The 11,388-nt window shown below is 74.6% G+C and carries 12 protein-coding genes; 4 read left to right on the forward strand and 8 right to left on the reverse strand.

Annotated elements, in window-relative coordinates; translation table 11 throughout:
* Positions 1-92: 92 nt before the first annotated feature.
* Positions 93-1,469: an ATP-grasp domain-containing protein gene (locus tag ACFUK0_RS37465; RefSeq protein WP_380258049.1), complete on the forward strand. Its 1,377-nt coding sequence runs from the start codon at positions 93-95 to the stop codon at positions 1,467-1,469.
* Positions 1,466-2,140 (forward strand): LysE family translocator, encoded by a 675-nt coding sequence (locus tag ACFUK0_RS37470; RefSeq protein ID WP_380258052.1) that lies wholly within the window; start codon positions 1,466-1,468, stop codon positions 2,138-2,140. Before ACFUK0_RS37465 ends, ACFUK0_RS37470 begins: the two co-directional genes overlap by 4 nt.
* 5 nt (positions 2,141-2,145) lie before the next feature.
* Here ACFUK0_RS37470 and ACFUK0_RS37475 read toward each other — a convergent pair whose 3' ends face one another.
* The 4 genes from ACFUK0_RS37475 to ACFUK0_RS37490 form a co-directional block, all read right to left on the reverse strand.
* Positions 2,146-2,640 (reverse strand): methylated-DNA--[protein]-cysteine S-methyltransferase, encoded by a 495-nt coding sequence (locus ACFUK0_RS37475; protein WP_380258055.1) that lies wholly within the window; start codon positions 2,638-2,640, stop codon positions 2,146-2,148.
* Between the two features lie 140 nt (positions 2,641-2,780).
* Positions 2,781-3,632 (reverse strand): Ada metal-binding domain-containing protein, encoded by an 852-nt coding sequence (locus tag ACFUK0_RS37480; protein ID WP_380258057.1) that lies wholly within the window; start codon positions 3,630-3,632, stop codon positions 2,781-2,783.
* The gene (locus ACFUK0_RS37485; RefSeq protein ID WP_380258059.1) at positions 3,629-4,270 is read right to left on the reverse strand and encodes an RNA polymerase sigma factor; all 642 of its coding nucleotides are present in this window, start codon (positions 4,268-4,270) and stop codon (positions 3,629-3,631) included. The genes ACFUK0_RS37480 and ACFUK0_RS37485 overlap by 4 nt, the downstream gene beginning before the upstream one ends.
* 250 nt (positions 4,271-4,520) lie before the next feature.
* Positions 4,521-5,348 carry an SAM-dependent methyltransferase gene (locus ACFUK0_RS37490; protein ID WP_380258061.1) on the reverse strand — a complete coding sequence of 276 codons (828 nt, stop codon included), beginning with the start codon at positions 5,346-5,348 and terminating at the stop codon, positions 4,521-4,523.
* A gap of 204 nt (positions 5,349-5,552) precedes the next feature.
* Between ACFUK0_RS37490 and ACFUK0_RS37495 the strand changes: the two genes are divergently transcribed.
* Complete coding sequence (locus ACFUK0_RS37495; RefSeq protein ID WP_380258063.1) at positions 5,553-5,819, forward strand: GlsB/YeaQ/YmgE family stress response membrane protein; 267 nt, start codon at positions 5,553-5,555, stop codon at positions 5,817-5,819.
* Positions 5,820-5,854: 35 nt separating this feature from the next.
* Here the strand turns inward: ACFUK0_RS37495 and ACFUK0_RS37500 are convergent, their stop codons facing one another.
* The 4 genes from ACFUK0_RS37500 to ACFUK0_RS37515 all read right to left on the reverse strand — a co-directional run bounded on the left by ACFUK0_RS37500 (position 5,855) and on the right by ACFUK0_RS37515 (position 9,132).
* Positions 5,855-6,763 (reverse strand): ADP-ribosylglycohydrolase family protein, encoded by a 909-nt coding sequence (locus ACFUK0_RS37500; RefSeq protein ID WP_380258065.1) that lies wholly within the window; start codon positions 6,761-6,763, stop codon positions 5,855-5,857.
* A gap of 190 nt (positions 6,764-6,953) precedes the next feature.
* Entirely contained in the window at positions 6,954-7,541 is a 588-nt protein-coding gene (locus ACFUK0_RS37505; protein ID WP_380258067.1) for a TetR family transcriptional regulator, read from the reverse strand.
* A gap of 73 nt (positions 7,542-7,614) precedes the next feature.
* Complete coding sequence (locus ACFUK0_RS37510; protein ID WP_380258069.1) at positions 7,615-8,649, reverse strand: aldo/keto reductase; 1,035 nt, start codon at positions 8,647-8,649, stop codon at positions 7,615-7,617.
* Positions 8,650-8,829: 180 nt separating this feature from the next.
* Positions 8,830-9,132 (reverse strand): GNAT family N-acetyltransferase, encoded by a 303-nt coding sequence (locus ACFUK0_RS37515; protein WP_380258072.1) that lies wholly within the window; start codon positions 9,130-9,132, stop codon positions 8,830-8,832.
* A 709-nt stretch (positions 9,133-9,841) separates the two neighbouring features.
* Between ACFUK0_RS37515 and ACFUK0_RS37520 the strand changes: the two genes are divergently transcribed.
* Positions 9,842-11,332 (forward strand): M20 family metallopeptidase, encoded by a 1,491-nt coding sequence (locus tag ACFUK0_RS37520; RefSeq protein WP_380258074.1) that lies wholly within the window; start codon positions 9,842-9,844, stop codon positions 11,330-11,332.
* Positions 11,333-11,388 lie beyond the last annotated feature (56 nt).

The raw sequence follows: 11,388 nt of genomic DNA on the forward strand, positions 1-11,388 counted from the left end.
CGCCAGGCCCTGCCCGGCGAGAGCCGGGCACCGGTTCTCGGGCCGGCCGTCCGACCGGGCGGCCGGCCTCCGACAGACTGGGAGTCCCCGCCTTGGCCGCACCCGACCCACGCCGCCCCGCCGTCATCGTCGACCCGTTCTCCTCCGGCGGGATGTACGCGCCGGCCTTCGCCGCGGCGGGCGTGCCCGTGGTCGCGGTCACCTCCTACCCCGAGGTACCCGCCGCGTACGCGGACTCGTTCCGCCCCGCGGACTTCACCCACGTCCTCGGCTTCGACGGCGACGTGGAGCGCCTCGTCGCCCAACTGCGCCCGCTCGCCCCGAGGTGCGTCCTGCCCGGAGCGGAGAGCGGCGTCGAACTCGCCGACCGGCTCACCGAGCGGCTGCACCCCGAGACCGTCAACACCCCCGCACTGGCCGCCGCCCGCCGGGACAAGGGCGCGATGGCCCTCGCCGTCCGCGCCGCCGGGCTGCCCGGCATCCGGCAGATCTGCACCGACGACCGCGCCGAGGTCGAGAACTGGCTCACCGCCGAACGGCTCACCGGCCGCGACCTGGTCGTCAAACCACCGAAGAGCGGCAGCACCGACGGCGTCACCCGGGTGCCCGCCGGCCAGGACTGGCGGGTCCCGTTCGACGCGCAGCTCGGCCGCACCAACCAGTGGCGCAACCTCAACGACCGGATGGTCGTGCAGGAGTACGCCCTCGGCACCGAGTACGTGGTGGACACCTTCAGCCACGGCGGCCGGCACACCGTCGCCGACGTCTGCCGGTACGGGAAGATCGACAACGGCGAGCAGATGGCCGTCTACGAGAGCCTGAGCTGGGTCGCTCCCACCGACCCGGCCGTGCCCGTCCTCACCGCGTACGCCGAGGCGGTGCTCGACGCCGTCGGCTTCCGCTACGGCGCGGCGCACATCGAGGTGATGCTCACCCCCGAGGGCCCGCGCCTGGTCGAGGTCAACTCCCGCCCGCACGGCGGCGGCCACCCCGACTTCTGCCGGACGGCCACCGGTGACAGCCAACTCCACCGTGCGGTGCGCTGGTTCACCGAGGGCGGCAGCATCCCGAAGGGCTACCGGCTGCTCCGCGAGATGACGGTGCTCTTCCTGATCGCCCGCAGTTCCGGCACCATCCGCAACGCCGCCGCCCTCGCCGGGGTCGAACAGCTGGCCTCGCACCACCGCTCCGCCGTCAAGCTCAAGGACGGCGACCCAGTGCGCGCCACCCGGGACTTGCTGGACACCCTGCAACTGGGCTTCGTGGTGCTGGCCCACGAGGACGCGCAGCAGATCCGCGAGGACATCGCCGCCGTCCGCAGGATGGAGGGCGAACTCGTCATCGAGGCAGTCGATCCGGCCGGTCCGGCCGGTCCGGCCGATCCGGGCGCCTCGGCGGCGTCGGCGGCGTCGGCTGCACAGGACGGACAGGACCGACCGGACGGACCGGACGGCGCAGGGCAGGGGTGAGCGCCGCGGTCCTCGCCGCCGCGTGTTCCGCCGCCTACCTCGGCAGCTGCGCGGCGGTGATCGCCACGCCGGGCCCCGACGCGGTACTGGTGACCGGCCTGGTCCGCCGCCACCGCCGCCGGGGCCCGGCGCTGGCCGCCGCTGCGGGCATGATCACGGCCGGCGCCGGGCACGCGGCGCTCGCCGTCACCGGCGTCGCGGCGCTGCTGAGCGCACTGCCCGCCGTCCTCACCGGCCTCCGGGTGGCCGGCGCGGCACTGCTGCTCTGGTGGGGGCTGCGCGCGGTGCACGGGGCGTGGGCCGCCCGGGGCGCGGCGGGCAGCCAGGGTGAGGCGGGGACGGGGGAGAGCGGCGCCTTCGGGCGCAGCTTCCTGCTCGGGTTCGCCTCCACCGGCACCAACCCCAAGGTCGGGCTGTTCCTGCTGGCCTTCCTGCCCCAGTTCGTACCGGCCGGCGCCGCACCCGGCCCGGCCATGGCGCTGCTCGCCGCCGTCTACCTGTCGATGGGAGCGCTGTGGCTGCTCGTGCTGACCGAGAGCGCCCACCGGCTCGGCCGGTGGCTGGCACGGCGCAGGCCGGCAGCCGCCCACGGGCGGGCCGCCCGCGTGCCGGACGCCGTCGTCGGCCTGGTCTTCGTCGCGCTGGCGGCCCGGCTGCTGATCGCCCCGTAGCCGCCTCAGCCGCCCTCCAGCGCGAGCAGCCGCCGCTTCGCCTCGGTGCCGCCCGCGTACCCCGTCAGCGAACCGTTGGCGCCGACCACCCGGTGGCACGGGACGACCACGCACAGCGGGTTGGCGCCGAGCCGGGCCCCGACCGCCCGCGCGGCCGTCGGCCGGCCCATCGCCCGGGCCAGCTCGCCGTAGGTCGCCGTCCGGCCGTAGCCGACCGTGTCCAGCGCGGCCAGTACCTGGCGGCCGAACGCGGTGGCCAGCCGCAGGTCCAGCGGCAGTGTGAACTCCCGCAGTTCACCGGCCAGATAGCCGTCGAGCTGCTGCACCGCCGCAGTCAGCAGGGGATGCCCGGACATCTGGGACGGAGCCGCCAGCCCGGCCCGCCACAACCCGTCCGTCGAGGCGGGTACGAAGGCGCAGTGCACGAGGTGCTGGTCGGTTGTGACCAGCTCCAGGGCACCGATGCCGGTGCGGTGGGTGGTGCGGAACGTGTCGATCATCGGAATCTCTCTCCCAGGACGAGCGGGAAGTTGAAGGGGCTGAAGGGGCTCCAGGGACCAGGGGGACTGGAGGGACTGGAGCGGACGCAGCAGGTCGGACGGCAGGACGGCAGGACGGCAGGACGGCGGACGACCGGGCCTCAGACCGCCACCGGGCGGCAGCTCAGGCAGGCCCGGAATCCCGCCGCCCCGGCCTGGTCCGCGGACGCGAACGGCACCTGGTGCCGCTCGGTGATCCGGCGCGCGTGCGCACACGTCGGGTAGCAGAAGATTCGGGTGGTGCCGCTGCCCAGGAACCGGGCACCGGACCGGGCGAAGCGGTCGACCCGCTCCTCGTCGATCCCCTCCCGGTCGCGCAGCAGCTCCGCGAAGCCGTCCGGCATCCCGACGTCCGCCGGCGTGCCGTCCGGCAGGCTCAACCGGTGCGTCGGCACGAGCGCCGGAGCCGGATTGGCCCGGGCCGCGCTCAGCGCCTCCTCCGCCGACAGCACCCCGCCGACCTCCCGGACCAGCCAGGCAGCCGGCCGCAACTGCCCGAACGGGATCGCCCGGACGGCCTCCAGGACGGCCCGCTGCTCCGGCGTCACCGGGCCGAACTCGTACCGCAGCAGCTTGTCCCGGCCCGTCCGCAACGCGCCCACCAACCCGGGCGGCGGCTTGACCACCGGCAGCACGGAACGGCCCGTCCTCGCCCGGTACGCCGCCTCGAAACCCTCCGCTCCGGTGTACCAGGCCACTGCCGCCGAACCCGTCACCGCACCGCGACCGTGCGCCACGTACAGCTCGCCGACCGGGCTCTCCATCCGCACATAGCGGTCGTACCGGTGGGCCGGCACGCCCGCCCGCTCCAGGATCGTCGCGGCGAACCCGGCCGGCGCGGGCTCCCACAGCTCCGCCAGCCCGCCGGCCAGCTCGTCCGCCGGCCCGTCCCCGTGCTCGTCCGCAGCGTGCGGTGAGCCGTTCACCCGTCCGGCGTCGTTCCGTTCGTTCATCCCGTCACCTCCTTGCTGTGCAGCCCCTCGCCCCGCCCGGGCCCGGGCCCGGAGCCCGTCGCCGGCCGCCGGAACGCCGCCAGGTCCCCGGCGAGCAGCGGAGCCGAGCGTAAGGCCGCCAGTCCGCGCGACACCTGGGCCTTCACCGTGCCCACCGGGGAGTCCAGCGCCAGCGCCACCTCCTGGTAGCTCAGCTCCCCGACGTGCCGGAGCACCACCGGCAGCCGGTGGTGCTCCGGCAGCGCGGCCAGTGCCGAGACCAGCCGGTCGCGCTGCGCCCCGTCGATCGCCTTCTGCTCCGGCCCCGGCGCGCGGTCCGGGAACTCCATCTCGGTCGACTGCACGCCGTCGGCCGTGGCCGGCCGCCGGGTCGCCGTGCGGACGTGGTTGCGCCACACGTTGGCCGCGATGGTCAGCAGCCACGCCCTGGGCTGCAGCTCGCGACGCCGCTCGGGCGAGTAGTCGCGCAGCGCGGTGTACGCCCGCAGGAAGGTGTCCTGCCCCAGGTCGTCGGCCTCCCGGGCGGAGCCGGACAACCGCAGCAGCACCGAGCGGACGGCGGCGGCCTGGGTCCGGACGAGTTCGGTGAATCCGTCGTCCAGGTCGGTCGCCAGCAGCTCGGTGAGCGGAAGGGTCATCTCATCCATCACCTACCTCAACACCGTCGGGGCCGAACGGGTTGCAGTGCCTGGGCCGTGACCGGGAGCTGGACCTGGACCGCGGCCCGGACAACGCCGAGCCTAACGCCGCCCGGCAGCCGGGGCCCGGCTGGGAGAAAGCCCGGCCCGGGACGGGCGGGAGCGGAACGGGCGGGAACGGGCGGGAACGGGCGGGAGGCCGGGGCGTGCTGCCCCGGCCTCCCGTGTGCGGCGTGCGCGATCCTCGTGCTCAGCCCTTGCGGGCGACCCCGCCGTACATGCTGACCCGCTCCGAGCCCGCGGCGGGCTCCCCCTCCGGACGCCAGAGCGGCACGGTGACGACGCCCGGCTCCAGCGGCTCCAGACCGTCGAAGAACTGCCGGACGGCCTCGCGCGAACGCCCGACCAGCGGCGCCGTCGCCTTGGTGTAGACACCGGTGACGCGGTCGCGGATCTCGGCGGGGATGAAGTCGGCCGTCCCGTGCGACAGGATCAGGTAGCTGCCCGGGGCGAGCGCCGCCAGCAGCTCCCGGACGATCCCGTACGGCTCGTCCTCCTCCGGGATGAAGTGCAGCACCGCCGCGAGCACCAGGGCCACCGGACGGTCGAAGTCCAGGAGCTCCTTCACCTGGGCGGCCGCCAGGATCCCGGCCGGATCGCGCAGGTCCGCCTGCAGCACGTCCGTGCGGCCCCGGCCCATGCCGGCCATCAGGGCGCGGGCGTGGGTCAGTACGATCGGGTCGTTGTCGACGTACACCACCCGGGCCTGCGGATCGACCTGCTGGGCGATCTCGTGGGTGTTGCCGGCGGTCGGGATGCCGGTGCCGATGTCCAGGAACTGGTCGATGCCCTGCTCGGCGACGTGCCGCACGGCCCGCTGCAGGAAGCCCCGGTTGGCCCGGGCGGTCGAGCGGAACTCCGGGTTCGCCGACAGGGCCCGCTCGGCGGCCTCGCGGTCGGCCGGGAAGTTGTCCTTCCCACCGAGGTAGTAGTCGTACATCCGCGCGGGGTGCGGCACGTCGGGCCGCAGATCCGCGGAGGGTGCGGCCTCCGGTTGCCGGCTGCTGATCTGCTCCACCAGGACCTCCGCCTGCTGATCATCCGTTGATCGTTCCGCGCACAGCCTAGGGGTTCGAACGCCCGCCCGGTGACCCGGTGTCAGAGTGTGGTCGGGCGAATCGCGCTGGCCGCCGCCCGGCCCGCAACCGGCCGGCGGGCCCGGACGTCCCTCAAGGCGGGGCGGCCCGGATTCGGGACGCGCAGCGGAGGGCAAAGGAACAGCATGGGCATCGTCGCGTGGATCGTACTGGGGCTCCTGGCCGGGGCCATCGCCAAGTTCCTGCTGCCGGGGCGCGACCCCGGCGGCCTGGTCGTCACCACTCTCATCGGCGTCGCCGGCTCCTTCGTCGGCGGCTGGATCTCTTCCCGGGTGTTCGACCGGCCCGTGTCGGCGCACTTCTTCGACCTGGCCACCTGGGGTTCGGCCGTCGGCGGGGCCCTGGTGCTGCTGATCGCCTACCGGATCTTCTTCGGCAACTCCCGCAGCTGACCGGCCCCGCCGCGTCCTCAGGCCCCGCCGCTCCTTCAGGCCCCGGCCGCGACCCAGTCCGGCAGCGGCTCACGGGCGGTCCACCAGGCTGCGGGCACGCCGTCGAGGCCCGTCCGGGCGGCGACCACGCCGGCCGCGATGGCGCAGGTGGTGTCCATGTCGCCCCACCCGCCCAGGGTGTGCCAGACGGCGTCCGGCAGTGAGTCCAACTGCCCTGCGGCGGCCCAGAGGGCGAACGGCACGGTGTCCTGGGCGGAGATCTGCCGCCCCGAACCGAGCACCGCCGCGGCATGCCGGACGCTCGCCGTGCCGGGCAGTCGCGCGGCGACCCGCAGGCCGGACCGCACATCGCTGTCCGGCAGCCGGCCCGCCACCTCCGCCAGCAACTCCGCCCGCCCGGGCGCCGCGCCGCCGCGGCTGCGCGCGGCGAACGCGGCCGCCAGTGCGACCGCTACCGCCCCGGCGGCCGCCTCCGGGTTGAAGTGCGTGGTGACCGCCTGCAGTTCGGCCTGCTCCTGGACCGCGTCCAGGTCGTCGGCGAACCAGGCGCCGAGCGGGGCGACCCGCATCGCCGCGCCGTTGCCGTGCGAGCCCTGCCCGCCGAACATCCCCGAGGTGACGGCCCGCCAGTCGGCCCCGTCGTCGATCGCCCGGAGCACCTGGTACATCGACGGCCCGTACTTGCGGCCGTAGTCGCGGGTGAACTCCGCCGCGAAGCCGCGCGCCAACTCGTCCTGCCGGACTTCGCCGTGGGACACCAGGTGCCGGACGAGAACCATTGCCATCGCGGTGTCGTCCGTCCAGTGCCACGGTGCCCGGCGCAGTACCCGGCCGGCCAGCGCGGCGGCGGCCTCGTCGGCGGGGACGGAGAACCACCGGTCCCCGAAGGCGTCGCCTAGGGCGAGACCCTGGAGGCTGTCGAGAGCGGTGACCGGCGCGCGCATGTTGTCCTCCGGGTGAGAATGACCGAGGGGCCAGTCTGCCCGGTGGGGTGCGGCCGTGACGACGGGTTTACCGGCGCGTGCTCCCGCAAGGGGCCGGGCCCGTCCGGGCCCTTGCGGCCGTGGTGCTCCTGGTGCCCGTGGTGGCCGTTGGGGCTGCGGACAGGCCCGGCACTGTCGCCCGAACCCGGTTTCAGTGCCTGCGCAACCCGTTGAGGAGCAAGGTCCAGAGACCCTCGAAGTCGGCCTCGGCCGTCGGACGGGACCACTCGCCGGCGTAGGCGGGGTCGTGGAAGTGCGCGGTGGCCTGGAACACCGCGCGGGCCGCCGTCTGCACATGGGTCGGGGTGAACGCGCCCTGGTCGATGCCGTCGTGGAGTATCTCCGCGATCTGCGCGGTGAGCGTCTCGACGTGCGCGACGACCGTGTCGCTGGACTCGCCGACCAGGGTCATGTAGGTGGCGAACAGCTCCGGGTCGTCCAGCGCCTTCTTCCGCTTCGCGGCGAACAGCGTCGCCAGCCAGCGGTGCAGTCGCTCGACGGCCGGCCCGGGCGACATGGTGATCGCGGAGAGCTGGTCGTGCGACTGGTCCAGCCAGCGCTGGGTGACCGACTCGCGCAGCGCGGCCTTGCTGGGGAAGTGGCGGTACACGCTGCCGTGACTGACCCCGAGCGCGCGGGCGATGTCCACCACGGTGGCCTTGGCCGGGCCGTACCGCCGCAGGACGTCCTCCGCCGCGCTCAGGATCTGCTCGGGGGTGAGTGCGTTGTCCGTGGTCACGGGAGGGTACGTCCTTACGGGTGGTACGGCGGCGCCGGCCGGGCGGCCGGCGCAGGAGTGCCTGCGCTGCCGGTCAGTGCTCGCTGTCGAGGTGGGCCATCTGTGCGGCAGCGTACCTGTCCCCGGCGGCGGACCCGGCGGGGACCGCGGCCTCGACGGCCGCCAGGTCGGCGGGGGTGAGCGTGACGTCCAGGGCGCCGAGGGCCTCGGTCAGCCGGTCCCTCCGGCGGGCACCGACCAGCGGGACGATGTCCTCGCCGCGGGAGGCGACCCAGGCGATGGCGACCTGGGCGACGCTGACGCCCTTGGCCTCGGCGATCGCCCGCAGGGCCTCCACCAGGCCCAGGTTGTGCGTCAGGTTGTCATCCTGGAAGCGCGGGCTGAAACCCCGGAAGTCCGTGCCCGCGACGTCGCGGGCCTGGTCCCAGTGGCCGCTGAGCAGACCGCGGGAGAGTACGCCGTAGGCGGTGACGCCGATGCCGAGCTCGCGCGCCGTGGGCAGGATCTCCGCCTCGATGGACCGGGACAGCAGCGAGTACTCGATCTGCAGGTCGCTGATCGGGTGCACGGCGGCGGCCCGGCGGAGGGTCTCGGCACCGACCTCGGAGAGGCCGATGTGGCGGACGTAGCCGGCCTTCACCAGGTCGGCGATCGCGCCGACGGTCTCCTCGACCGGGACGGCCGGGTCGAGACGGGCCGGGCGGTAGACGTCGATGTGGTCGGTGCGCAGCCGGCGCAAGGTGTACGCGAGCGCCGTCCTGGTGGCGGCCGGGCTCGCGTCGTAGCCGAGCCAGCTGCCGTCCGGGCCGCGCTGGGCACCGAACTTCACGCTGATCCGGACGGCGTCGCGGTCGCGCCCGCGCAGGGCGTCGTGGATGAGCAGCTCGTTGTGGCCCATGCCGTAGAAGTCGCCGGTGTCGAGCAGGGTGATGCCCGCGTCGAGCGCGGCGTGGATGGTGGCGATGCTCTCGGCCTCGTCGGCGGGGCCGTAGAGGTCGGACATGCCCATGCAGCCGAGGCCGATGGCGGAGGTGGTCGGGCCGGTGGTGCCGAGGGTGCGGGTGGGGAGGGAGTGGCTGGGGGTCGAGGGGGTGGCGGGGGTGGTCATGGAGGGCTCCGGGGGTGTGTGGGCGGTAGCTACTGTCAACTATGGAGTATCGGATGACAGATTTCAATATCTGTCATCCGATATCTGTCATCGCGTTGCTGTCACCTGATTCCCGTCATCGGTCATCGGTCACCTGACAGCCGTCAGCCGTCAGCCGTGCTCCTCGCCCCCGCCCCCGTCTCAGTCCTTCACCCGGCTCTGGTTCTCGTACGCCAGGTCGGTGTATTCCGGGTGCCGCAGCATCCAGGTCTTGATGAACGGGCAGGTCACCAGGACCGGCAGCCCACGCTCCCGAGCGTCGTCCAGGGCGGCGCGGGCCAGTGTGCCGCCGATGCCCTGCCCCTCGAAGGCCGGCTCGACCTCCGTGTGCGGGTAGACCACGAGCCGGTCGCTGCGGATGTACTCCGCGAAGCCCGCGAGGGCACCGTCCACCCGCGCCTCGAAGCGGTTGTGATCCGTGTTGTCGTTCACCGTGACAGTCATCCCGGGTTCCTCCTGGCTCGACGCGGAGCCGGGGCCGGCCCCGTGGCCATCATCGGTCCCCGCATCGGTGCGCGCATCGATCCCGCGCGGGGTCCGCGCGTACCGCTCCAGCGCACAACTCCCGCGTCGCCGCCCGCTCGCCGGGCCCCGATCTCGTACCAGGGGCTGACCTGCTGTCACCCATCCGGCGTGGATACGGTGCTCAGGGGCTGTCTGCGCTGCCGATTCGAGGTGCGCGGTCCATGGTGGAGGTGGGCGCGATCAGGCGACCGCGCTCGCGCGTCGGTCCAGGCCCGCGCGCCGAGCGCCTCCGGCCGATCGCCGGGCAGGCGCCCGAGGCGGGGCCCGGGGCCGGCGTGCTGGGAGCAGGGCCACCTCGCAGGAAACCGAACGGTTCTTCTAGGCTCACATCTCGGCTTCCCCTGCGGCGGTGCCGCCACTGCGCCGTCGCACCGAAGCCGCCGTCCACGGGGGCACCGGATCGGACCGGGGTCACCGGATCGAGCGAGGAGGACGCAATGTTGCCAGGCATGCTGCCCAGCCGTTCCACCGCACCCGGGTCGTGCGGGCCATCGAGGACAGTGAAGAAGGCGGGAGCAGGGGCCGGGGGGCAGGGCCCAGCGGGGTGCCGCGGGTGCCGCGAGGTGTCTGCGGCCGCCGGACGCCCGGCTCGGCCGTCGAGTACCGGCGGCGGCCGGGGAGGCGTCCGTTGAGCCCCCACGCCGTCGGTCCGGCCGTCGCGCTGGCCGTGCCGCTCGCGTTCGAGGTGCCCGCTCCTCCGGTTGCCGTCGCCCCCGCCGCCCCGGCCCCCGAGGCGGGACAGGAGGCTGCTCCGGTCACCGCCCCGGCCTCGGTCGAGCCGGAGTCCAAGGCGGGCGCAGCCACCAAGGCCGCCCCGACCACTGTCACGACCTCAGCCCCGACGACCGCCACCGCCACCGCCACCGCCACCGCCAGCGCCACCGCCACCGCCACCGCCACCGCCACCGCCAGCGCCACCGCGACCGCCGTGGCGGCCGCCACCGCAGCGCTCCCCGGCCTGCCGACTGCCCTCAGCTCACGGGCCCGGACGCTGGCGGGGGCGGTCCGGCGCCGCTGCGCCGACCTGGCCCGGATGGAATCGCCCAGCGGGGACGCGCCCCGGCTCGACGCGCTGGCCGAGGAGCTGGCGTCGGGCTTCAAGGCCACCGGCGCGCAGGTCCGGCGTGAACCGGGCCCGGCGGGTGACCACCTGGTACTGACCTGGCCGGGGGAGGACGAGACCCTGCCGCACCTGCTGGTGGTCGGCCACCACGACACGGTCTGGCCGGTCGGTACGCTCGCCGACTGGCCGGTGGCCGAGCAGGACGGGCTGCTCAGCGGTCCCGGTGTGCTCGACATGAAGGCGGGCCTGGCCCTGCTGGAGGGCGCCTTCGCCCTGCTCGCCGACCTCGGCCGCCGTCCGCACCGGCCGGTGCGGCTGATCGTGGTGGCCGACGAGGAGATAGGCAGTCCGGACGGCAGGCGCCTGGTGGAGCGTCAACTACCGGGGGCAGCAGCCGTACTGGGGTTGGAGCCGCCGCATCCGGACGGCCGGCTCAAGACGGCCCGGCGGGGCAGTACCCGGGTGCTGCTGACCGTCACCGGCCGCGAGGCCCATGCCGGGAACGACGCGGCCAACGGCGTCTCGGCCGTCGACGAGCTGGTGGACCAGCTGGTCGCCGTGCGCGGGCTGGCCTGCCAGCCGGGTACCGAACTCAACACCGGCCGGATCAGTGGCGGTACGCGGGCCAACGTGATCGCGGGCCGGGCGGAGGCCGAGCTCGGGCTCCGCTTCGCCACGCCGGAGGCGCAGCGCCGGACGCTCGACCACCTGGCCCACCTGACGGCGCTGCGCCCGGGCGCCCGGGTGCGGGCGGAGGTCCTGTCCAGCCGTCCGGCATGGCCGGAGCGGTCGGGCAATCCGCTGCTGCGCCATGTCCGTTCGCTGGCTGCGGCGCTCGGTCAGCAGGTGGACGGCGCTCCGGCGGGCGGCGCGGGTGACACCAACCTCGCGGGTGCGCGCGGCCTGCCGACGCTGGACGGCCTCGGCGCGGTCGGAGCCGGCCCGCACGCGCGGCACGAGCACATCCGGGTGGATCAGCTGGCTCCCCGGATCGCCCTGCTGGCGGCGCTGCTCGCCGTCCCGCTGCCGCGACTGCGGGATCGTCCCACGCCGTAATGTGCGGTCGGGCGGGTCCTGCCCGGGGGTGGTCCCGCTGTCCGGAGGCTCGATGC

This window comes from Kitasatospora sp. NPDC057223, assembly GCF_042669755.1.
GTDB lineage: Bacteria > Actinomycetota > Actinomycetes > Streptomycetales > Streptomycetaceae > Kitasatospora.